The organism is Acinetobacter sp. IRS14, assembly GCF_034650275.1.
Classification (GTDB): domain Bacteria; phylum Pseudomonadota; class Gammaproteobacteria; order Pseudomonadales; family Moraxellaceae; genus Acinetobacter; species Acinetobacter oleivorans.
Genome location: NZ_JAOVFN010000006.1, coordinates 48577 through 73029, shown reverse-complemented (window position 1 = coordinate 73029; position 24453 = coordinate 48577). Strand labels below are relative to the sequence as shown.

18 protein-coding genes and 1 pseudogene are annotated in these 24453 nt (G+C 39.3%); 6 read left to right on the top strand and 13 right to left on the bottom strand.

Features of this window, described 5'->3' with window-relative positions; all coding sequences use genetic code 11:
• The first annotated feature begins 7 nt into the window (after positions 1-7).
• A complete protein-coding gene (gene glmS, locus ODQ17_RS07915) occupies positions 8-1846 on the top strand; it encodes a glutamine--fructose-6-phosphate transaminase (isomerizing) (RefSeq protein ID WP_017386164.1) in 1839 nt (612 codons plus the stop codon).
• Positions 1847-2224: 378 nt separating this feature from the next.
• Positions 2225-2722, top strand: a complete 498-nt coding sequence (locus ODQ17_RS07910) for a hypothetical protein (RefSeq protein ID WP_322902799.1) — start codon at positions 2225-2227, stop codon at positions 2720-2722.
• A gap of 127 nt (positions 2723-2849) precedes the next feature.
• On the opposite strand, the pseudogene ODQ17_RS07905 reads toward ODQ17_RS07910, so the two are convergent.
• Positions 2850-3144 (bottom strand): annotated as a pseudogene (locus tag ODQ17_RS07905) (hypothetical protein).
• 1063 nt (positions 3145-4207) lie between these two features.
• On the opposite strand from ODQ17_RS07905, the gene ODQ17_RS07900 reads away from it, so the two are divergent.
• On the top strand, positions 4208-5425 hold the full coding sequence (locus tag ODQ17_RS07900; protein ID WP_322902797.1) for a hypothetical protein: 1218 nt from the start codon (positions 4208-4210) through the stop codon (positions 5423-5425).
• Positions 5426-5480: 55 nt separating this feature from the next.
• Here ODQ17_RS07900 and murI read toward each other — a convergent pair whose 3' ends face one another.
• From murI to hutC, 9 genes are all read right to left on the bottom strand, one after another.
• Positions 5481-6281, bottom strand: a complete 801-nt coding sequence (gene murI / locus ODQ17_RS07895) for a glutamate racemase (RefSeq protein WP_322902794.1) — start codon at positions 6279-6281, stop codon at positions 5481-5483.
• A 115-nt stretch (positions 6282-6396) separates the two neighbouring features.
• Positions 6397-8223 carry a DUF885 domain-containing protein gene (locus ODQ17_RS07890; protein WP_322902792.1) on the bottom strand — a complete coding sequence of 609 codons (1827 nt, stop codon included), beginning with the start codon at positions 8221-8223 and terminating at the stop codon, positions 6397-6399.
• Positions 8224-8475: 252 nt separating this feature from the next.
• Complete coding sequence (gene hutG, locus ODQ17_RS07885) at positions 8476-9396, bottom strand: formimidoylglutamase (protein ID WP_322902789.1); 921 nt, start codon at positions 9394-9396, stop codon at positions 8476-8478.
• 10 nt (positions 9397-9406) lie between these two features.
• Positions 9407-10612 carry an imidazolonepropionase gene (gene hutI, locus ODQ17_RS07880; RefSeq protein ID WP_322902786.1) on the bottom strand — a complete coding sequence of 402 codons (1206 nt, stop codon included), beginning with the start codon at positions 10610-10612 and terminating at the stop codon, positions 9407-9409.
• 51 nt (positions 10613-10663) lie between these two features.
• A complete protein-coding gene (locus ODQ17_RS07875) occupies positions 10664-12076 on the bottom strand; it encodes an amino acid permease (RefSeq protein ID WP_107880410.1) in 1413 nt (470 codons plus the stop codon).
• Between the two features lie 64 nt (positions 12077-12140).
• Complete coding sequence (hutH, locus tag ODQ17_RS07870) at positions 12141-13679, bottom strand: histidine ammonia-lyase (RefSeq protein WP_005300454.1); 1539 nt, start codon at positions 13677-13679, stop codon at positions 12141-12143.
• A gap of 87 nt (positions 13680-13766) precedes the next feature.
• Positions 13767-15434: a urocanate hydratase gene (gene hutU, locus ODQ17_RS07865; RefSeq protein ID WP_081399456.1), complete on the bottom strand. Its 1668-nt coding sequence runs from the start codon at positions 15432-15434 to the stop codon at positions 13767-13769.
• Positions 15435-15693: 259 nt separating this feature from the next.
• On the bottom strand, positions 15694-16269 hold the full coding sequence (locus ODQ17_RS07860; RefSeq protein WP_322902783.1) for a HutD/Ves family protein: 576 nt from the start codon (positions 16267-16269) through the stop codon (positions 15694-15696).
• Positions 16266-17018 (bottom strand): histidine utilization repressor, encoded by a 753-nt coding sequence (hutC, locus tag ODQ17_RS07855; RefSeq protein ID WP_005066641.1) that lies wholly within the window; start codon positions 17016-17018, stop codon positions 16266-16268. The genes ODQ17_RS07860 and hutC overlap by 4 nt, the downstream gene beginning before the upstream one ends.
• Before the next feature lie 353 nt (positions 17019-17371).
• On the opposite strand from hutC, the gene ODQ17_RS07850 reads away from it, so the two are divergent.
• The gene (locus tag ODQ17_RS07850; protein WP_322902780.1) at positions 17372-18484 is read left to right on the top strand and encodes an acyltransferase family protein; all 1113 of its coding nucleotides are present in this window, start codon (positions 17372-17374) and stop codon (positions 18482-18484) included.
• A gap of 33 nt (positions 18485-18517) precedes the next feature.
• Here ODQ17_RS07850 and zigA read toward each other — a convergent pair whose 3' ends face one another.
• The 3 genes from zigA to ODQ17_RS07835 form a co-directional block, all read right to left on the bottom strand.
• A complete protein-coding gene (gene zigA / locus ODQ17_RS07845; protein WP_322902779.1) occupies positions 18518-19783 on the bottom strand; it encodes a zinc metallochaperone GTPase ZigA in 1266 nt (421 codons plus the stop codon).
• A 148-nt stretch (positions 19784-19931) separates the two neighbouring features.
• Positions 19932-20609 carry a D-Ala-D-Ala carboxypeptidase ZrlA gene (gene zrlA / locus ODQ17_RS07840; protein ID WP_252060772.1) on the bottom strand — a complete coding sequence of 226 codons (678 nt, stop codon included), beginning with the start codon at positions 20607-20609 and terminating at the stop codon, positions 19932-19934.
• Between the two features lie 165 nt (positions 20610-20774).
• Positions 20775-22163, bottom strand: coding sequence for an amino acid permease (locus ODQ17_RS07835; protein ID WP_005300436.1), 1389 nt, complete (start codon positions 22161-22163; stop codon positions 20775-20777).
• A gap of 354 nt (positions 22164-22517) precedes the next feature.
• Between ODQ17_RS07835 and fahA the strand changes: the two genes are divergently transcribed.
• Positions 22518-23825, top strand: coding sequence for a fumarylacetoacetase (gene fahA, locus ODQ17_RS07830; protein ID WP_049837571.1), 1308 nt, complete (start codon positions 22518-22520; stop codon positions 23823-23825).
• Positions 23812-24444: a maleylacetoacetate isomerase gene (gene maiA / locus ODQ17_RS07825; RefSeq protein ID WP_199945701.1), complete on the top strand. Its 633-nt coding sequence runs from the start codon at positions 23812-23814 to the stop codon at positions 24442-24444. The genes fahA and maiA overlap by 14 nt, the downstream gene beginning before the upstream one ends.
• The last annotated feature ends 9 nt before the right edge of the window (positions 24445-24453 follow it).

The window sequence follows — 24453 nt, the reverse complement described above, 5'->3', positions numbered from 1 at the left end:
TTGAAGTATGTGTGGTATCGTCGGAGGCGTTGCAGAGCGTTGTGTAACCGAGATTTTAATTGAAGGTTTAAAACGTCTTGAATACCGCGGTTATGATTCTGCGGGTGTTGCTTTACTGAATAACCAACAAATTTTACGTGAGCGTCGTGTAGGTAAAGTTATCAATCTTGCCGATGCAGTTGCTGAACACCAGCTTACAGGGGCTATCGGCATTGCGCATACCCGTTGGGCAACACACGGTAAACCAACTGAAAACAATGCTCACCCACATATGTCGGGTAAGGTTGCTGTTGTACATAACGGTATCATTGAAAACTACCAAGAATTAAAAGACGACCTTCAAGCTTTAGGTTATGTTTTTACTTCTCAAACAGATACTGAAGTTGTTGCACACTTAGTTGCTGAAGCACTAAAAAGCACAGATAGCCTTTTAGATGCTGTTGAAACTGTTGTACCTCAGCTTAAAGGTGCTTACGCGCTAGGTATTATCCACAGCGACTATCCAGATGAACTTATTACTGTACGTGAAGGTTCACCTTTAGTCATTGGTGTAGGTATTGGTGAAAACTTTATTAGTTCAGACCAACTTGCACTTTTACCAGTGACTAACCGCTTTATGTACCTAGAAGAAGGCGATATTGCACGTCTTACTCGCACTTCAATTGAAGTATTCGCAAATGGCGAGCGCGTTGAACGTCCAGTGCGAGAGCTTGATGCAACCGTAAGCAGTGCATCAAAAGGTGAATACAAGCACTACATGCTCAAAGAAATTTATGAGCAACCAGAAGCAATCAAGCAAACAATTTCTCAAGCGCTTGATGGCAATAGCTTACGTGATGATTTCTTGAAAAATGCTGATGCAGATTTCAACAAAATTCAAAGCGTACAAATCATTGCTTGTGGTACAAGTTACCACTCAGGAATGATTGCGAAATATTGGTTTGAACAACTGATTGGCGTGCCTTGCCAAGTTGAAATCGCGAGTGAATTCCGCTATCGCACCCCTGTAATTGTTGAAAATACACTTTATATTTGTATTTCACAGTCAGGTGAAACTGCTGATACTTTAGCGGCACTACGTGAAACTCAAAAACGTGCGAAAGCAAACAATATCGATATTCAGACTTTGACTATCTGTAACGTTGCTACGTCTTCAATGGTTCGTGAAACTGATCATCACTTATTGACTCTTGCTGGTCCTGAGATTGGTGTTGCTTCAACTAAAGCGTTCACGACTCAGCTCGCTGCGCTTATGTTGTTAATCTTGAAAATTGGTCAAGTGAAACAACGTATTAGCCCTGCTCTTCTTGAAGAAATTACACGTGAGCTATGGCACAGCCCGAAAGTGATTCTTGATACGCTTAAACATGATCCAGAAATTTTGCGTTTGTCTGAATTATTCGTTGAAAAAAATCACTGCTTATTCTTAGGCCGTGGTACGAATTATCCAATCGCATTGGAAGGCGCATTAAAACTTAAAGAAATTTCATATATTCATGCAGAAGGCTATGCAGCTGGTGAGTTAAAACACGGCCCATTGGCACTTGTTGATAATGAAATGCCGATCGTGATTCTTGCTCCAAATGATGAAATGCTTGATAAGCTAAAATCAAATATGGAAGAAGTTCAGGCACGTGGTGGTGAATTATTCGTTTTCGCTGATGAAAATAGCGGAATCAATGAAAAAGACCGTCAACACGTTGTGCATATTCCAGCAGTAAACGAATGGCTAGCTCCAATTGTTTATAGCGTACCAGTTCAGTTGTTGTCGTATCACGTTGCTGTATTACGTGGTACAGACGTTGACCAGCCACGTAACTTGGCGAAGTCAGTAACTGTAGAGTAATTCAAAAAAGATCATTATTAAGGCATCACCTGCTTTAATAACTGATTGATTAAGCCCGATATGTAACGCATATCGGGCTTTTTTATTGCCTGATTCAGAGGATTCATATAAAACAAATACAAAATGGAAAAAGGAAGGTCGTGGTATACTTTGTAAGCTACCCCAATGAGGTATGCCTTTATAATTATAATTTTGAAAGACATGATTACAATTGGAATTTTAATGAAACAGGTGTGCTTGATGGCATAGTCGTTTAGGAAAGAAATATAGAAATAAGAATAGATGCGAGTAAAGGTAAATATGTTTACATGCAAGGAGAAATTCATTTTTTAATTAAGTTTACTACCCTGCATGCACTCCAGCACCAAGAGTAAAATAATGAAACGTATTGCATTAGTTATTATTGGATTATGTGTTATATACTTTATTTATCAATTATATAGTGCAAATCCTTCTTGTTACTTAAAGGGTTCTATTTGCACGTCGGAGTTCAAATATTCAAATTCTGTTGAACGTTCCTTATATATAAATAATAAAGAAATCTCTTCTGATCAAAAGCAATCATGGATAGATAATCACCATATTTATCCAAAAGGTGAAAATGGATATTGGAATTATTGTAAGGAATATTCAAAAAGCTCTATGGTTTGCTCATTTCAATATCTTGTGAATATTAGTAAATGTAAAGACTTAAGTGTAGATAAATACCCAATTGAAAACTGGGGATTAAGGTTTTATAAGATATCGATGCTTGATAAGGAAAAGCTTACTTATACATTGGAGTTGTATGAGGGGAAAAAAGATTCTTGGATGCAAAGCCAATCGATCAATGCTGATCAAGAAGTATTATGCGATTCTGAAGTTAAACCTTATTAATTGATAAAAAACAAAAATTGAAGAAAAGATTAGAAGACCCTCCCCCTAGGCCCCCGTGCCACAACGGACTTTTACTTTTGCGCTGATTTAAAGTTTGAGAGATCATTGCGACACAGAGATAAAGGAGCTAAGCGAACTTAGCCCATTTGAGTTTTGTCGCAGCGTTGAATGCTGCTAAACAAGTTAGGGGCAAAGTCCTGTGGGAGAACAGGACTTTGCAAACTGGTGTGTTTTAAACGTTGTACGGTTTGAGGTGAATACACCTGCGCAAGCTGTTGGCAAATACAATCGCAACTGGCTTGCATGTGTTCACCTGACAAGCAAATTCTTTTAAATTCCTGCTGAGCATTAGCGTCATCATTTGTAATACCGTAAGCACCGACCACAAGGTTTAAAACCAATATAAATTTATGAAGTTTCATATTATTCTCATAATTATTTATATCTTTAGATAAAATAAAAATATGATTCGCTTAAATATTAAAATAATTTATAAATAATAATTAATCCTCCCATAAAAACAGGAAAATAAAATAATTAAGATTTTAAAATAAAAATAATTTATAAATTTAAAATATCAGGTAGCAAAAACCCAAATTTTAAATAAATAAAATAGTTAAATGAGAGAGAAAATGAGTTTGAATAATGGCATGGCCAACTCCTTAAAAATGGAGTCCTACCACCAAATCACCGTCAATTGATTAGGGTGGCAGAACGAAAGAGGGTTAGCAGACTGACCTAGCGACCAGCACGCGCGAACGCGTCCCCCTTCCGCCCTACCATAGAGAAAAAGGGGGCACAAAGGTTCCACATGGGAAATACTCAGAAAGTATAACCCATTCGCTAGGATACGGTCTGCTAAAACCGACTGGCAATGTAGGCCAGCAACGAAATATTAATCGGTATAATAAAGAACGTCAATTTATTTTAATGAAAAAGTTTAAATATAATAATTTAATTAATGTTTAAATAATATTATTATATTTATGGCTTTTAATTAAATTTAAAATATAAAATTGAGTTATATATATTTAGTTAATAAAATAGAATAATCATTAATTCCAATTTAACAGTTTATATAAATATATAAAATGAGAAAAAGTGAGATATAGAAAAAAATTTTAGAAAGCACTTACTCCAAAGATGCTATCGCCCATCTCTTACCATCTGTTCGAGCGCTTATTTTCCTACAGCTTTTACGGATAATTTTTATCTAAGAAAGCAAAAGACCATCAGTACGTTATATAGATTTAAAAGTATATTGGGCTTTTTTAGTGTGCTCATAAAGCTCTAAAACACAGTCTCCGCTATTTATTAAGATATTCTAATAAATACATTTAAATCAAGATGTTATATACAAAAACCAACAAAAACACTTGGATTTATATGTGAAAAATTATGGTATAAATCACGCTTCGAAATTTACTTGATAACTATTAATTTCGACAACTACAAAAACTTTCTAATTATAAGGAGTGACTTATCATGGCTAATGGCTTTCCAGGTGGAAACTTTAGAATCGTTAACAAAGAAACAGGTGCATGTATTTCAAGCGCATACGGTGGACAAACCCATGGTATGCAAGATGCCGTAACTGCACGTGGTGAAACGGGTCAGTTAGCTTACTCTCATACAAATGACCGACAATTTACAGTACATGACAAGGTTAAAAACATAGAAGAAGAACTTTGGTATTTTGACAGCCGCGTATATAGCAGTGGTCGAGAGAATAAGCTATACAATAAAGTTAAAGATATCCGTTCTAATTGGGTGCTTGGTGCTCGTGTTAAGACAAATGCGATTGCATATAAATTATTAGACAAAGACTTAGAACATTTCCTTAGTCTTTTACCAAAGCAAGATGAAGAAACACTCGCTCACTTAAAAACCAGTGATTGTCTTGATATTGTTCATTTATTACAGACATTTATTTATAGTAACGGCGAAGAAACCATTAAATCGGAGCTTGTTGGTAAACTAGATGAAACTAAGCTGAATGAATATTTAAATGCGGTACTCGCTCATGAGTCAATTCGTCACATCGAACAAAAGTTCAATGAATATGCTAAATCTCCGTTTCTAGGTTTAGATATTCCTGAACTTAAAGATTTGCTTGTGAATCATTTCGCTCAGCATAATGAACAACTCTATAAGATTATTCTTGCCTCTGTCCAATTAGATGTCTTAGATCTTAAAGATGGGCATCGAGATTCAGAGTTCCGATTGTATTTACACCATGACAATATCAATGCTCTTCTAAAAAATATGAAAAAAGAGAACCTGCAAGAGCTTTATGGAAAAGTATATAAAGAATATGAAAATACTCAGGATCTTAAAAAAGAAGCAGTAAAAGTCCTTTTAGAGCTTAGAAAAACTCTAGATTTACATACGAATGAAAAAAAATTGGATACGGTAAAAAAGATTTTACAGACAAGCTTAAAGTCAAACGAGTCTTTTGAACAACTTCAAACCGCATTGAACAGTACCAATGGTAAAGAAATAAAACCAGTTAATTGGCATAGCGGCGATCTTTTCTTACAAGGTGCGGGTTGCCAGTACCAAACTAATTGGGCATTTGAAGATGGTTATATCTTTGTAGAAGGCCAACCAGATGCTGTACTGACACATCTCTGGGGTTCATCTGTAGGTATTAGTCAACGATCTAATGATCCAAAACAGCGCTGGGAACTTAAAAGAGCTTAATTTGAGCTAGAACATAAGATGGTAAGAGAAAATGCTCTTACCATCTTTATAAAATTTATATTACGATATCTTTTACAGGTAAATGCGTACCTAACAAGGAAAACGTAACATCCGCAACTTCCAATGGATCTGAACTGGTCCAAATAATATGATTCCCCTCATTTGGACTTTCAGAACCTAAATGATATTGATTGAGCTGCCGAATTAATTGCGCTGTTACAGCTTCCGAAGGCTCAATAATTTGGATATCACGACCTACAATTTCCTGAATCGTGTCTGAGACAAATGGATAGTGTGTGCATCCTAAAATAATCGTATCGACTTTTTGCTCGACCAACGGCGCTAAAATATTTTTTAAATAATCTTTAACTTCCGCGGTATGCGCTTTGCCCGTTTCAATTTTTTCGGCCAAACCAATACACGGCACTAAAGACACTTTAATATCTTGCGCATACGTTTCAATTAAACTTTTTAAGTTTTTGCCCTTCACTGTGGTGGCAGTCGCCAAGACAGCAATATGCTTACTTTGAGTGATTGCCACTGCGGGTTTTACCGCTGGTTCTATCGCAATAAGTGGCACATTAATTTGCGCTCTAATCGTTTCAATCGCTACAGCGGTCATGGTGTTACAAGCAACCACAATCGCTTTGCACTTCCCATCATTTATAAGATTTGAGATTAAGTGAGTGGTTCTTGAAACAATCCAGTCGCTATCTTTGTCGCCATAAGGAACATATTTCGAGTCAGCGAAATAGATAATGTCTTCATTCGGAAGGGCCTGCCGAATGTGTTTAAAGAGAGACAGTCCGCCTAAACCAGAATCAATCATTCCAATCGGGTTATTCTTCTGGTCCATTATTTTTCCAATTTAAAATTCTAAAAGAAACTATATTTTTCATTATTATATTATGTTTTCTCACTGTTTTTGAATCAGGTCCAACGAGGACCTGACCTAAATTTCGATTTTTGTTTTAAGCTGCCGCTTTTTGTTCCTTAATCCAATTTTTAATACGTGCATCCAATATATTTAAAGGCAAAGTTCCTGCATTTAAAACCATGTCGTGGAACGCTTTGATATCAAAACGGTCTCCAAGCTCCTGTTTCGCTAACTCCCGTAGCTCTAAAATTTTCAGTTGTCCCATCTTGTAAGCTAATGCTTGGGCAGGAATAGCAATATATCGGTCTGTCTCTGCCTGAATATCAGGTTCATCTAAAGCTGAATGTTCTCGCATAAAATCAATCATTTGCTGACGGGTCCATTTTTTATAATGCACGCCAGTGTCAACCACTAAACGACAAGCACGGAACAATTCACTCGATAGTCTTCCATAGTCTGAAAGCGGGTCTTTATAGAAACCAACATCTTTACCCAATTGCTCGGCGTAAAGTGCCCATCCTTCTATATAGGCAGTGTGGTTAGGCTGCTTTCGGAACATCGGCAAGTTTGGCAGGTTTTGGGCAATATCAATCTGCATATGGTGCCCGGGAATGGCCTCATGGTAAGCAGTCGCTTCCATTGATATTTTGGAACGTTCAGAGAAGTCGCCAGTATTTACATACACTTGTCCAGGGCGTGAGCCATCAGGTGTGCCTTGGTGATACTCCGCACCTGCCGCTTCTTTTTCTCGATATTGCTCTACAGGCAAAACTTCGACTTTATTTTTGGGTAATAAACCAAACAGCTTCGGCAACTCTGGCTGCATTTGGGCAATATACCCGCGATAAATCTCTAAAATTTCTTCACGAGATTTTGGGAAAACCGCAGGATTTGTTTTTAAGGATCGTTGGAAACTTTTTAAGTCATTGAAACCTTGTGCTTTAGCAATTTTCAGCATTTCCGCTTCAATACGAGCAACTTCTTTTAACCCAAGCTGATGAATAGTTTCAGGGCTTTCAGGCGTGGTCGTATTGTTTTCTACATAAAAGCGATAGAGCTGATCACCTTTTGGCAAGCTCCATATTCCCTCGTGTTGTCGTCCATAGGGTAAGTAATCTTTCTGAATAAACGTGCCGAGTTTTTGATAGGCAGGTCGAACTTGCTGATCTATGGCCTGTAGTATTTCACGGCTTAAACGCTCTTGTTCTGCTTTCGAAATGTTGTTTGGAAATTGCTTTAATGGAGAAGCAAACACACTGTCTTTCCCTGCGGGAGTTGCAATACTATCAATCTGCTTTGCCACTTTTTCAATTAAATATTTCGGTGGCATCAAGCCATCTTTTTGTCCTTGTTTCGCTAACTGAATACCTTGATCAAGAATAAGAGGGATTTGTTTTAAACGAGCAATATAGTCTTGATATTGCTTAGTATTATTAAATGGAATCGAACTAATAAATCCCGGAAATTGTAAATGTAGTCCCCACATTTGATTGAAAGGCATCTCATAGAGTTTCAAATCATAATTTTTAAGTGTCTCTTTCAACTGATAAATCATTAAATCTTTATTTAATTGATCAGTTGCTGAAAACCCCGTGCTATCAATTGCTTCAAAACGTTTTAAAAAATTTTGAGTACTTTTTTTATCTTTCTCAATCTGATTTTTTGAAGACTCGGTCCAACGATTGTTGTAGCGTAAATCTCCTAAAGTCGTTGCAGTTTCAGGATTATTTTTCAAAGTGTATTCCCACTGTTCTTGTAAAAGCTGGTTTAAAGCTTTCACCCGAACAGAGACATCACTGTTTTGCTTAGATTGTGATTTTTCGATGGTATTTGTATTTATTTCGGGGGGTGTAGCATTAGAAGAATGAGACATCCAAAATAAAACACTGATACAAGCAAAATGTAAGGTTCTGTTTTTCATTTAATTATCCAGAAATATTTAACGAAGGTTAAAATAAAGACAAAACAAATTACGTGCCAAGCAGCATATAAAATAATGTAAAAATCGAGTATTTTTTAACTCAATGATTTTATAAATTAATTTTCTTTGTAATTAAATTATTTATAGTTGCTATCTATATTCCGTAGCTGACTTTAATTTACCAGAAAGTCAAAAAAAGCGCACATGAGCGATCTCAGTGCACTTTTGAATTTCTACATTAAAAATTGTTTCTCAAGAAAACAAATATTGATAAACAATGTACGCAGCCAGTTTTGCTGTTCTATTGTCTAAATCAAATTTTGGATTGCACTCAGCAATATCTAAAAGTTTGATTTTTCCAGTCTCTTGAATATGCTTAAAAATTGCTTCAAAAGTGGCTAAATCAATTCCTTTTACAGCAGGTGCACTGACTCCGGGTGCAACCGCAGCCGCGAAGACATCTAAATCAATCGTAACGTACAAATAGTCTACTTTTTCAATAAAAGCATCAACCGCTGCAAGCACGTTGTTTAGGTTAAAAATATTAACCTCATGATCGCGTAAATATGAACAATTTAGCGCATCGGCTGTATCAAACAAAACTTTAGTATTGGCATGGTTGGCTACCCCAATACATAAATAATTAAATTGTTTTTGATGCTGTTCTGAAAGTCGCGCTGCTTGTAAAAAAGGTGTTCCAGAAGTTGCATGCTCTGCTTCACGCAAATCGAAATGGGCATCGAAATTAATAATGCCTATTTTTTTATCTGGCGCGTGGGCTTGTACATATTGGAACAGCCCGCTAAAGCTACCAAATGCAACTTCATGTCCACCACCAAGTACAATCGGTTTTAAACCATTTTGTAGGCTAGTTGCGACTTGCTCCGCCAACTCGGTTTGGGCTTGCTCTAAATTGTCATATTCGCAGGTCACTGTACCTAAATCGACAATACTGACTGGATGATGAATAGGTAAATTGGCAAGCTGATTACGGATTGCATCTGGCGCATCGGCAGCACCAACTCGGCCTTTGTTACGCTTCACGCCTTCATCAGAGCTAAAACCAATCAACGCAAATTCAGCATGTTGGGTTTTATTCATAATATGGTGAATACGTTGGTGTGCTTCACCTTCGCCATCATGGCGACCTTGCCATTTAAATGTGTGATTCATGTGACACCGTTTAAAAAATAACTTCTTGTCCATGCTGAATGACTCGCTTAGGCAAATCTCCGCCCAGCCAGTAAACAATTTCAGATGGATGCTCAATATCCCAAGCCACAAAGTCAGCGACTTTACCCTGCTCCAGACTGCCGTGCGTTTGTTCTAAACCAAGTGCTTGTGCAGCATGAATGGTGACACCAGCTAATGCTTGCTCAGGCGTTAAACGGAAGAGCGTACTGCCCATATTCAGCATTAAACGTAAAGAAAGTGCTGGAGATGTACCCGGATTTAAATCACTCGACAGCGCAATACGCACGCCATGTTTAATGAGACTTTCAATCGGTGGATATTGCGTTTCACGTAATAGATAAAAGGCGCCCGGTAGTAACACAGCAACCGTACCCGACTCTGCCATTGCTTTGACATCATCTTCGGTCATGTACTCTAAATGGTCAGCCGACAAAGCATGATAACGTGCTGCCAAGCTTGAGCCACCTAGCGATGAAAGCTGTTCAGCATGCAGCTTAACGGGTAAATTTAAAGACTGTGCTGTTTTAAAAACACGTTCGACCTGAGCAGGTGAAAATGCTAAATGCTCGCAGAAAGCATCAACGGCATCGACTAAACCTTCAGCATGCAGTTTAGGCAGCATTTCTGTACAAATATGCTCGATATAAGCATCACTTTGATCTTTGTATTCTGGTGGTAAAGCATGAGCAGCTAAACAGGTGCTTTTAACCGTCATTGGTAATTTTTCACCAATTTGACGGATCACACGCAACATTTTGCGCTCATTTTCGTAGTTGAGTCCGTAACCAGACTTAATCTCGATGGTGGTTACACCATCTTGTTGCATACAGCGAATACGTTTCAGTGCCGAATTTAATAATTGTTCTTCGCTGGCTTCACGGGTTGCACGCACTGTGCTGGCAATACCACCACCACTTGCTGCAATTTCAGCATAACTTACGCCTTGTAAGCGCTTTTCAAACTCAACGCTACGGTTACCACCAAAAACACTATGCGTATGACAATCGATGAAACCTGGGGTCACCCAAGCGCCATTTAAGTCAACTGTTTCGGAGTAAGTGTCGGCAGGAAGTTGTTGTTGTTTTCCAATCCAATGGATGAGATGCCCTTCGGTAACAATTGCAGCATCTTCAATGTAGGAGTATTGCCCATTTTGCATGGTCGCAATGTGGCAATTCTGCCAAAGTTTTTTCATGAGCCTTTCCTCAAAACTGCCCAATAGTTAAACCATTGGGCAGTTCATTTGTTAGCTTTCTATCTCAACATTTTGCTGGATAGGATTACTTTCCTTTCCCAAGTTTTGCTGTGGTTTTACCCATATGCGATAAGCAATAGTTAAGAGTGCAAGCCATGTTATTCCGACATAAATTGCAGGACGTGAATCAGGGAAATAACCCATCATCACTAAAATAAACACCATGAAACCAATCGCGAACGCAGGTGCAACTGGCCAACCCCATACAGGGAAATCAAGTGCTTTAATTTCAGCAGCAGATAATTTACGGCGCATCGCAACTTGCGAAAGCAAAATCATGAGCCATACCCAAACCGTTGCAAAAGTCGCAATTGATGCAATGATCATGAATACATTTTCAGGAATTAGGTAGTTCAACACCACACCAATTAACAGCACACCAGCCATAACCACAACAGTCATCCATGGCACACCATTACGCGATAATTTTTGGAAAATGCGAGGTGCTTGACCACGGTTTGCCATACCATAAAGCATACGGCCAGCGCCAAATACATCACTATTAATTGCCGAAATCGCAGCAGTCACCACCACAATATTTAGAATATTCGCAGCAGATTTAATGCCCAAATTTTCAAAAATTTGTACGAATGGGCTACCTTGGCTACCAATTTGATTCCATGGGAAAATCGACATCAAAACAAAAATGGTCAGTACATAGAAAAGTAAAATACGTACTGGAACAGCATTAATTGCTTTTGGCAAAGTGGTTTTAGGGTCTTGTGATTCGCCAGCAGTTAAACCGATAATTTCGATACCACCGAAAGCAAATACAACTACAGATAAACACGCAACTAAGCCTGCAATGCCATGCGGCATAAAGCCATCATAAATCCATAAGTTTTGAATACCCGGTACCACACTGCTATGGTCAGCGTGGAAGCCATAGAACATTAACCCTATTCCGCCTAAAATCATGGCAACAATGGCACTGACTTTAATGATGGAAAGCCAGAATTCGAGTTCACCAAAGACTTTAACGTGAATCAGGTTAATGGCACCCAAGAACATAATCAGAGATAAAATCCAGATCCACCGTGGTACATCGGGATACCAGAACCCCATATAAATACCAAAAGCGGTGACATCGGCAATCGCGACAATCACCATTTCAAAAACATAAGTCCAGCCTGTAGTAAAACCTGCCAGAGGACTAATGTATTGTGATGCATAGTGGCTAAATGAACCGGATACTGGGTTATGGACAGCCATTTCACCCAGTGCGCGCATAACGATATAAATTGCAATCCCTGCAACGATATACGCCAATAATACTGAAGGCCCCGCCATTTTAATGGCGGTAGCCGAACCATAGAAAAGCCCAGTTCCAATTGCTGAGCCCAATGCCAAGAAACGAATATGGCGGGTGTTCAATCCCCGCTGTAGTGTGGAGTTTTGTGACATTATAATCTCCAATCCTTGAGGAAATTTAGTTAGATTCGGCCACTCCATGTGACCGTTTTATCAATCACACTTCAGATAAACTAGGGAGTAGTTTTGGAATAAGTAACTCGTTTAAACAGCCACTCGAAAGTAATTCACTTGCTTGTTCAATATCAGGAGCAAAGAAACGGTCTTCACTGTAGTAAGGAACTTGATCGCGCAAGATTTTACGAGCTTGTTCAAGTTTAGGCGAGCTTTTTAAGCCTTCACGGAAGTCTAGACCCTGACAAGCGCCTAACCATTCGACAGCTAAAATGCCACGGACGTTGTCAGCCATATACCAAAGACGTTTACCTGCATTTGGAGCCATTGATACATGGTCTTCCTGATTCGCTGAAGTTGGCAAACTATCAACACTCGCTGGATGTGCAAGTGCTTTGTTATCACTCGCAAGAGCTGCTGCTGTCACTTGTGCAATCATGAAACCTGAGTTCACACCACCATTTGCAACCAAGAACGGTGGAAGCTGTGACATGTGGCGGTCCATCATCATCGAAATACGACGTTCTGAAAGTGAACCAATTTCTGCGATTGCCAATGCTAAATTATCTGCCGCCATTGCTACAGGTTCTGCGTGGAAGTTACCACCAGAAATCACATCACCTTGTTCTGCGAAAACAAGTGGGTTATCAGATACAGCATTTGCTTCAATTTCTAAAACTTCAGCAGCCTGACGGATTTGAGTTAGACATGCACCCATCACCTGTGGTTGGCAACGTAAAGAATACGGATCTTGAACTTTGCTACAGTCTTCGTGTGAATGTGCAATTTCACTCGAATCCGTCAATAAGTCACGATAAGCCGCAGCAACATCAATTTGGCCACGTTGACCACGTACTTCATGAATACGAGCATCGAACGGTGAGCGTGAACCCAGCATTGCTTCAACACTTAAGCCACCACAAACTGTCGCAGCAGCAAATAAATCTTCAGCTTCAAACAAGCCACGTAAAGCATAAGCAGTCGAAACTTGTGTACCGTTTAAAAGTGCCAAGCCTTCTTTCGCTGCTAAAGAAATTGGCTCTAAACCTGCAATTTTTAAAGCTTCAACTGCTGGTAACCATTCACCTTTATAACGCGCTTTACTTTCACCAAGTAAAATCAAAGACATATGTGCAAGTGGTGCCAAGTCACCTGAAGCGCCGACTGAACCTTTAAGAGGAATGTGCGGATAAACTTCAGCATTAATTAAAGCCAACAAAGCATCAATGACTTTACGGCGAATACCTGAGAAGCCACGTGCCAAGCTATTTGCTTTCAATAGAATAATTAAACGAACCATTGCATCATCAAGTGCTTCACCTACACCTGCTGCATGCGAAAGAACTAACGAACGCTGTAATTTTTCTAAATCTTCAGGAGCAATCTTGGTTGAAGCAAGTAAACCAAAACCTGTGTTAATACCGTAAGCTGTACGCCCTTCATTTACAATCTGTTCTACACAAGCCACGCTTGCGTTGATTGCAGCTGAAGCACTTTCATCTAATTTAACTTTAATCGGGTTGAGGTAAGCTTGACGTAAATCAGCTAAGGTTAATTTTCCCGGTTGGATCAGTAATTCCATGTTGGCTTCCTAATTTTTTGCACTATATTCTGCTGAGACAGTGCTTTTCACAATTGCAAAAAGCACCGCCAGTTCTTCCATGTATTTTTATTGCGTGATCATTGGCAAGTTTAAGCCTTGCTCTTTCGCACAGTTAATCGCAATTTCATAACCGGCATCGGCATGACGCATAACACCTGTTGCAGGGTCATTGGTCAGTACACGAGCAATACGTGCAGCAGCTTCATCTGTACCGTCACACACAATTACAACGCCTGAGTGTTGAGAGAAGCCCATACCTACACCACCACCATGGTGTAAAGAAACCCAAGTTGCACCGCCCGCTGTATTTAACAATGCATTTAATAAAGGCCAGTCTGACACTGCATCTGATCCATCTTGCATTGCTTCAGTTTCACGGTTTGGACTCGCAACTGAACCTGAGTCTAAGTGGTCACGACCAATCACAACTGGAGCTGATAATTCACCGCTACGAACCATTTCGTTAAATGCCAAACCAAGTTTTGCACGTAAGCCTAGACCAACCCAACAAATACGTGCTGGTAAGCCTTGGAAGCTAATACGTTCACGAGCCATGTCTAACCAGTGATGTAAATGTTCATCATCAGGAATTAACTCTTTAACTTTGGCATCTGTTTTATAAATGTCTTCTGGGTCACCAGAAAGCGCTGCCCAACGGAATGGACCAATGCCACGGCAGAACAATGGACGGATATATGCAGGTACGAAGCCAGGGAAATCAAAAGCGTTTTCTACGCCTTCTTCTTTCGCCATTTGACGGATGTTATTACCATAGTCAAATGTTGGAACACCCATTTTTTGGAAATCGAGCATCGCTTGTACGTGTTTCGCCATCGACTGTTTTGCAGCTTTTACAACAGCTTCTGGTTCAGTTTTCGCACGTTCACGGTATTCATCCCAAGTCCAGCCTACTGGTAGGTAGCCATTGAGTGGATCGTGTGCACTTGTTTGGTCAGTTACCATGTCAGGACGTACACCACGGCGAACAAGCTCAGGTAAAATCTCTGCAGCATTGCCATGAAGTGCAATTGAAATGACCTTACCTTCTTTCGTGTAACGATCAATACGTGCTAAAGCATCATCTAAATCAGTTGCTTGTTCATCTACATAACGAGTACGTAAACGGAAATCGATACTTGCTTGCTGACATTCGATGTTTAAAGAACATGCACCTGCAAGTGTTGCAGCTAAAGGCTGAGCACCACCCATACCGCCTAAACCAGCAGTAAGAACCCAACGACCGTTTAAGTCACCGTTGTAATGTTGGCGGCCTGCTTCAACGAAAGTTTCGTAAGTACCTTGCACAATACCTTGGCTACCGATGTAGATCCAAGAACCTGCTGTCATTTGACCGTACATTGCCAAAGCTTTTGCATCTAACTCGTTAAAGTGTTCCCAGTTTGCCCAGTGCGGTACAAGGTTTGAGTTTGCAATTAAAACGCGTGGTGCATCTTTATGAGTTTTAAATACGCCGACTGGTTTGCCTGATTGAACTAATAAAGTTTCGTCAGTTTCAAGATTTTTTAAAGTATCTACAATTTTGTCGAAACATTCCCAGTTTCGTGCTGCACGGCCAATACCACCGTATACAACCAACTCTTTCGGGTTTTCTGCAACGTCCGGATCAAGGTTATTCATCAACATACGTAATGGAGCTTCAGTTAACCAACTTTTAGCCGTCAATTCAGTGCCGCGTGGCGCACGAATTTCTACATCACGAAATTTTGTTGTCATTGTTGTCACAGGCGGACTCCTTCCTTTGAGCTTACATCAGCAGAACATCACTTGTTTCTGCATTTGTATAGTAATGTATTAACTTGTATATACATCCATATACTACACAAATATTTTACGGCGTGAAGAGGGTTCCTCATATTTTTTTAAAAAAATTGAATAAGCTTATGAATTAAATTAATTTATTTTTATATTAGGCATAAAAAAAGCACATATCTTTTCACTAGACATGTGCTTTTAAAAAATAATTTATTTAGTTTTATCCTTGAATTAACTCAATGACATAGCAGCTTTTAAGTTGTTTTTTGGGAAAACTGATCGACGTCACGCCAGCGTTTTTCTCAATTTTTAGCGTCTCGTGAGCAGCAAGCTGAACGGAATGTTCATCAACATTTACTTCCGTTTCAGAACCACTATTAAAAATGAAAATCAGATCTGCCGAGCTAATAAATGCCTGCTCCGCTGCATCATTCAACCACTGAAAACGGGCATGAAACTTTGCAGGATCATAAATTAAATTTAAATCCCGAATTGCCCCATCGACCAGTTCACTTTGAACCTGACTCTCACCATGAAAAGCAAAAATATCGCCTTGGTTCAGCGTTTTGGCAGGAAGATCATCGACATGCAGCACCATACCCTTCCCATCAAGAACGCTAATAATGCGCTGCTTATGAGGAAATAGCGAAAATGGCCCAGAAGTAGTCACATCAGCCATGGAAATACGCCAGTCAAAGTCGGCTTCACCTTGGCTTCGCGCAATTTCTAAAGTGAAACCCGCACCGTTTTTCCAAAGCATTTTTGTATATTGATCTGCCCTGATCAATTCAATCATGGGTTAAATTTCCCTTCGAGATAATAGCGGCTGCCCGGATAAATCAAACGCGCACTTGAAATCAATTGCTTGTTTGACCATGTACGGCGACGGATCAGTAAACACGGCTCAGCTTTGGTAATCTTCAACCATTTACACTCTTGCGGAGATGCTAAAACTGCCTCAACAATATGTTCACCCTCTGATACAGGTGCTTTTGCCATGAGGTAAGCATTTGGGGTAATGGTTTTAAAATCTTGTTGTAGATAATCTGGAATGAGCGCTGCATCAACCAGACGATCTTCGACCTGAACAGGTACATCATTTTCATAATGCACAATAATCGAGTGAAATAATCTTTGCCCTTCGCGAGTTTGCATTAACACGCTTTGCTCTGCATTTGCATAAATTTGTTCTAAGACTAAAACTTCAGCGTGGTGCTTATGGTTTCGTGCAATAATCTCATCGGCAATATTATTAATCTGAAAAAGTGCAGTTCGGCCCTGCCCTTCAGCAACGAACGAACCAACGCCTTGAATTCGAACAAGTAAGCCCTCTGTCGTTAACTCACGTAGCGCACGGTTTACCGTCATACGGCTACAACCGAGTTGATTAACGAGTTCACTTTCCGAAGGAATTTTTTTATTTACAGCCCATGAACCTTCATAAATTTTTTGTGAAATCAGTTGTTTTACGCGTTGATATAAAGGAACTGGACTATCAGCTTCAATCGAAAGCTCAGCATGTTCTTGTTTTGATGTTCTGGGCATAACAAATACTCAAAAAGGCGGCAGGCAAAAAGGTATTTTAGTTGACATGCTATGTATATACAACCACATACAACATGTTAATTTATGAATTAAATAGATTTTAAAAAGTTTAAAAAATAAACATAGCTCGATAAGAGCTAATTTAAAGTTTTATGTAGAGAAATTCAAATATATAAAGGCTTTATCAATATTTATTTAATAGTTATTTCTGCTATGCCTGTGCTCAATTCAAGGATGTAAAAAGTATCGTCTTTTCTGGTTTACGAAATGCTGCTTAAAATTTTTATTTAAAATAACTGATCGATAGTATTCTTCTGCCACACAGTATATTAATAAAGCTGGAAGCACATCGAATGCGTAATTATAAAATAGATATTCTTCGAGGAATCTCTATCCTTTTGGTTCTTTTACACCATTTTAATATTCCTTATAAACTTAAAGATACATGGTTAGGTTTTGATTTCTTAGGTGAAGCATTTAGCACAGTCATCGCAAGAAACGGAAATTATGGCGTCACCATGTTTTTTGTGATTTCAGGTTTTTTAATTACCCATCACACCTTAAAAAGAGACAAACAATTTTCTGCAATTAACCTCAAACATTTTTATATCCGCCGAGCAGCGCGTATTTTACCGTGTCTGATATTACTCATTTTAGGAGTAAGCATACTTGGGTCATTTGGCTTAAAACCCTTTATGAACCAAGCTCCGAATGGCATTGAGGTTTCCTATCCACTAACAATTTTTGCAGCTTTAACCTTCTGGATGAACATCCTGATTATTAAATTCGGTTGGGTAAACTACGCTTTAGGCGTGTTATGGTCACTCTCTGTAGAAGAAGTTTTTTACTTTGTTTTTCCATTATTATGTCTGCTCACGCGTAGTAATAAGGTCTTTATTGCTGTATTGATTGGAGTCATTTTATACGGGCCGTATTTTAGATCTCTGCATTTTGGAGAAGAAAGCGGTGCCTATTTATATCATTATTTTTCGAGCTTTGATGGTATAGCCATTGGCTGTTTAACTGCCATTTTCTCTCATAAATATCAGCCAAATTGGCCCTATAAAAAACCTCTTTCGTGGTTGATTATTTTGAGCATGGTCGCTCTATATTTATATGCGCCAATTAAAGAAGTGAGTACTTGGGGTATCAGCTTATTTGCTCTTGCCACAGGCTTATTGATTTTGTGTTTTCAACATCCGTCAGGAACGCAAGCGCATAACCTCTTTACAAAAATCATGGTTTGGTTGGGGCAAAGAAGTTATGAAACTTATTTGTTTCATCTAGTTGTGCTGGGTCTTATGAAAGTTGCTTTTGTTCCGGCTCAAACCGACTCTAGCATCAAAATTATGCTTTTAATTGGCTATCTGGTTCTGACCTTTATTATCAGCGCAGCAATTGAAAAATATTATTCGACACCACTTAACAGCTATATTCGAAAGGTTTTCATTAAAGATAAATCATAAAAAAAAGCCCCTTTAAAATAGGGGCTTTTTTAATTAAGCGATCAACATGGTTTCATCTTCTTGCTTAAAAGGATTAGACCAGTTCTGCCAAGCTTGTGGTCCTAAAGCCATTTCCTCATCACTTAACAAGCAACGGTCTAAGCGTTCTATTAAAGCTTGCTCATCCATTTGCATACCAATTAAAACCAGTTCCTGACGTGCATCACCTGTTTGAGCGTCCCAAACCTTTTTAATTTGTTCGATGCTGTCTAAGTCACTCGGCCAATCTTCTTCTGCAACGGCGGCCCACCAATAACCTGCTAAGCCATGTCGAGCCATTGCACCCGCTTGTGACCAAGAATAAGCCAATGTCGGTTCAGCAGCCAACCAGAAAAAGCCTTTGGAACGCACGACTCCCGGCCATTCAGCCTGTACCAAATCATAAAAACGTTCTGGATGGAACGGTCGGCGGGCACGGTAAACAAAGCTACTAATGCCATACTCTTCAGTCTCTGGCGTATGCTCACCACGTAACTCTTTTAACCATCCTGGTGCTTGTGCAGCTTCATCAAAATCGAATAGCTGTGTATTTAAAATTTTATCTAAAGCGATCTTTCCAAATTGAGCAATTTCAATTCGAGCGCGCGGGTTTAGAGTTTTTAAAATTGCAATGAGTTGGTCTTGCTGAGCCTGATCAATCAGGTCAATTTTATTCAGCATAATCACATCACAAAACTCGATCTGATCAATAAGAAGGTCAACCACAGTTCGCTCATCTTGTTCGCCCAAGGACTCACCACGTTGTTGCAGTGAGTCGATTGAACCGTAATCTTTAAGAAAGTTAAAAGCATCGACTACCGTGACCATGGTGTCGAGTCGAGCAAACTCATTGAGTGAGTTTCCATCTTCATCTTCAAAGGTAAAGGTTTCTGCAACAGGCAATGGTTCTGAAATGCCTGTTGACTCAATCACCAATTGATCAAAACGTCCTTCATCGGCTAAACGTTTAACCTCAACCAGTAAATCTTCTCGTAACGTACAACAGATACAGCCATTACTCATTTCAACCAGCTTTTCATCTGTTCTTGAAAGCTCCGCCCCACCTTCGCGTACTAATGCCGCGTCAATATTCACCTCTGACATATCATTGACAATCACGGCAATACGGCGACCTTCACGATTATTTAAAATATGGTTGAGTAATGTGGTCTTTCCTGCACCCAAAAAGCCAGATAAAACAGTGACGGGAAGCTTGGCAAATGAGTTGGCGATTGCAGTGCGCATGGCTTGATCTCTTTGAATAATATTTAAACTGATCATGGCTGGCCATTTAAATATGACCAGATCACAGGCGTAATCTATTTCTAAACCACAATAATGTTATGTTATAACATAACTATTGATCAAGTTTTTATTCCTGTTTTATTTAAGCCAAATCACTTAGTCTTTGAAAAAATTGCTTTTATAGTTACTGACAAATCGAGGTTCTATAGTGATGGTCAGGCCCCCATGAACGGAATCCTTGGCTATCAATATGGATTTGTCCCGAAGCATAAACACCTAGCCCCATATTAAGTGCTTGACCCTTGGTTTCCCAGAACTGACAAAGTTTAGTTTTGGTTTGTTGAATATTGAACTGGTCTAAATCGGTAGGCTGTTCTGGCCCAATTCGAAAATCAAGCGCTGCATTAAAGACATGTCGAGAAGCATCTGCACCACCCGCACAACGGTTTAAAGATAAAGCTCGATAGGCCGATGTCACTTCAAAATCGTTAATCACACCATCGTCAACCAATGCTTTTAAAATGCTAAGCGTCGGAACGATGTTGGACCAAATCTCTCTTGGTGGCACCGCATAGGGTTCAACTCCACATTTTTGCCAATCGCGAGCCGAGCGTAATAACTCATGGTCTGGAACTAAATTGGCAAGCCCTTTTTGCTTAAGAAATTGCTTATAAGCTTGTACAGACTGTCCGTGATCTGCGGTTGCGATCCAAGCCACATAATCTTCGGGTTGTTGTTTTATCCTGACCACTGTTTTTTTAGGCTGCGGCAAAGTGTGGGTGTGTAGAGGAGTTGTTGGCTTGGGCGTTTGAGTACTACACGCTGTAAGAGATAATAAAATTAAACCTAAATAACGTTTCATAAATATGCTCTGTCTTCGCCAAAAATGGGAAGACTGCTCATCATTAAATTGAACAAATGTTATATTATAACAATAACAAAGTCCTTTAATTTCTGTTATTAAATTTTAAAAATAAAAAAGGACGTATGAGATACGTCCTTTTGATAACTACAACTTACGCTGTTATTAAATATCGGCTTCTACAGCAGTTAAAGACTGCTCAGCTTTTAGTTTTCGGCGTTTAAATTGATAAGCCACCATCAAACACAAGATCCAGCCAGGAATCATCATGACCGCAACACGCATATCTGGTGTTAAAGACATCACAATTAAAATACCCAACATAAATACGATGCATAAATAGTTGCTAAATGGATACATGAAGCTTGGGAACTTCGTTGTTTGCCCCTGGCGTTGCATATATTTGCGGAATTTTAAATGCGTCCATGAAATTACAACCCAGTTAATCACAATGGCTGCAACCACGAGCATCATGAGTAAACCAAATGCTTTTTCAGGGAAAATATAATTTAACAATACACATAAAATAGTCACCGCCGCAGAAAGGATCACTGCATTGGTTGGAATGCCGCGTTTATTAATGTGTGCAAATACTTTTGGCGCATTTCCTTGTTGTGCAAGGCCCAATAGCATACGGCTACTGCAATAGCTTGTACCGTTATAAACTGAAACAGCAGCAGTCAAAATCACAAAGTTTAATAACGTTGCAATTCCTTGGCTATCTAAAGAAGCAAATACCATCACAAACGGGCTGCCGCCTTGTGCCATTTGATTCCATGGGAATAGCGAGAATAAAACAAAAAGTGTCGCAATATAGAAAATCAAAATCCGGTAAATAATTTGATTCACAGCTTTAGGTAAAGTTTTATCAGGGTCACGTGCTTCAGCCGCAGTAATACCGAAAAGTTCGATACCACCGAAAGCAAAAATAATGACAGCCATTGCCATGACTAAACCTTCAACACCAAATGGGAAGAAACCACCAAGTGCCCAAAGGTTCGAAATGCTTGCTTGTGGACCTGCCGTGCCTGTTGCAAGTAAATATGAACCAAAACCAATCATTGCAAGAATCGCTAAGATTTTGACAATAGAAAACCAAAATTCCATTTCGCCAAAAAACTTAACATGTAGCAAATTAATGCCATTAATTAAGACAAAGAAGGTTAAAGCAGATGCCCACGTTGGGATTTGCGGCCACCAATATTGAATATAAAGACCAATTGCGCTTAGTTCTGCCATACAGACGAGCACATTGAGTACCCAATAGTTCCATCCTGACATGAACCCTGCAAATGGTCCCCAATATTTGTAGGCAAAATGACTAAAAGACCCACTGACTGGCTCTTCAACCACCATTTCGCCAAGCTGACGCATCATTAAAAAAGCAATAAATCCTGCAATGGCATAACCGAGGATGACCGATGGACCTGCTAATTTAATCGATTGTGATATACCAAGAAAAAGCCCTGTGCCAATCGCCCCACCCAATGCAATAAGCTGGATGTGCCGATTACTCAAACCATGTTTCAGGTTTCCTTGCTCTTGTGCTGACATATGATTATTCTCATCCGTGTCACGTAATTTTTTTCCAATAAATTACGTATATCATAAATTGATCAAACTTTCATAGATATTCATGAAAAAATAATTGCGTGACTTTTCTCATGACCGCGAATGAAAACAGAAAATACAAGAAATGACAATTATTATGAAATGTGTAATTAAATTATGTATTGCGTAATTTGATGAATTCAGTATTATAGAGACATGAAGCAATTGGTTGTGCTCGGTCTATATCAAACTCATAAGACAGATGATCTAAGCAAAGGTTAAAAACTTATTGAGTAGCTCAGTCCTAGACCGAACTTTTATTTGTATAAGACCCGAGATGAAGACAAGGACGCGAAAATGGAACAAAAACTAAACTCTTTTATTGAAGTTTCACCTCAATCAGATTTCACTATTCATAATTTGCCTTATGGTATTTTTAGCAAAACAGCTGATGGCGAGCGTCAGGTCGGTGTAGCTATTGGTGATTGGGTGATTGATCTCGCTGCTCTTGAAAAGCACGGTCTTTTAAAACTCTCAGAACAAGACACATACTTTAATCAACCGACACTGAATAAATTTATCGAGTCTGGCAAAGCCAACTGGTCAAAAGTTCGTAAGACACTACAGTCTCTTCTTTCAGTTGAAAATTTAACACTTCAAGAAAATGAAGCATTACGCCAAGAAGTTTTAGTTAAACAAGACAGCGTTACTTTGCATTTACCTCTTCAGGTGCCTGGTTATACCGATTTCTATTCTTCTAAAGAGCATGCAACCAATGTGGGCTGTATGTTTCGTGATCCAAAAAATGCTTTACTACCAAACTGGACTGAATTGCCTGTTGGTTATAACGGTCGTGCTAGCTCTGTTGTAGTCAGCGGCACTCAAGTTGTGCGTCCTTCTGGACAAATTAAACTTCCAAATGAAGAGCGCCCAGTTTTTTCTGCATCGCGTAAACTCGATTTTGAACTTGAAACAGCATTTGTTATTGGTAAGCCAACGGCGCTTGGTCAACCGATCTCGATTGAAAATGCGTGGGACCATATTTTTGGAATGGTATTACTCAATGACTGGTCAGCACGCGATATCCAGCAATGGGAATATGTGCCTCTAGGTCCATTCAATTCAAAATCATTTGCTAGTGCCATCTCACCTTGGGTGGTAACACTTGAAGCACTTGAGCCATTTAAAGTGGAAGGTCCAAAACAAGAGCCGAAACCTTTAGCTTATTTACAAGAAAATATCGCCAACAGTTACGACATTAATTTGAGTGTTGAAATTCAAAGCCCCAAATCGGCACAAAGCGACGTAATCTGCAAAACCAATTTCAAATATATGTATTGGTCTATGTCTCAGCAGCTCACTCACCACACCATTGGCGGCTGTAACGTTCAGGTTGGTGATTTAATGGGTTCAGGTACGATTTCAGGTTCTACACCTGACTCTTATGGCAGCTTGCTTGAGCTTACTTGGAACACCACCAAGCCTTTAACACTTGCCAATGGCGAAACTCGTGGTTTCTTACAAGACGGCGATACACTCATTATGAAAGGCCACTGTGAGAAAAATGGTATTCGCATTGGCTTCGGTGAAGTTCGAAATACGGTTCTTCCTGCATTAACGTTCGACTTTGCAGAAACTTCGGAGCCAGACTATGAAGCTGTATAGTTACTTTCGTAGCTCTGCAGCCTACAGAGTACGAATTGGTCTAAACATTAAAGGCTTAGCTTATGAGACTGTTCCAGTTCATCTGGTAAAAAACGAACAGCAAAGCGAAGACTATTTAAAGTTAAACCGTAGTGCTCTGGTTCCAACATTAATTGACGGCGATTTAACCTTGTCTCAATCGTTAAGTATTTTGGAATATCTGGATGAGCAATATCCAGAAACCAAATTACTTCCAAGTAATGTGCAAGAGAGAGCCAAAATCCGTGCTTTTTCCCAAGCAATCGCTTGCGATATTCACCCCTTAAACAACTTACGCGTACTGAAATATTTAAAAAATGACTTAAATGTTTCGGACGAACAAAAAAATTATTGGTATCAGCACTGGATTATTGAAGGCTTTCAAAATCTCGAACAGCTACTTCAAGATTCAAACGGACAATTTTGCTTTGGAAACGAAGCAACAATTGCTGATTGCTGTCTGATTCCACAGGTTTACAACGCGAAACGCTTCAAGATTGATTTATCTGCGTTTCCAAAAATTGAATCGATTTATCACCATTGTTTGTCTATCCCAGCCTTCTATAACGCGGCGCCAGAACAACAACCAGATTGGGAATAGTAAAAAGGA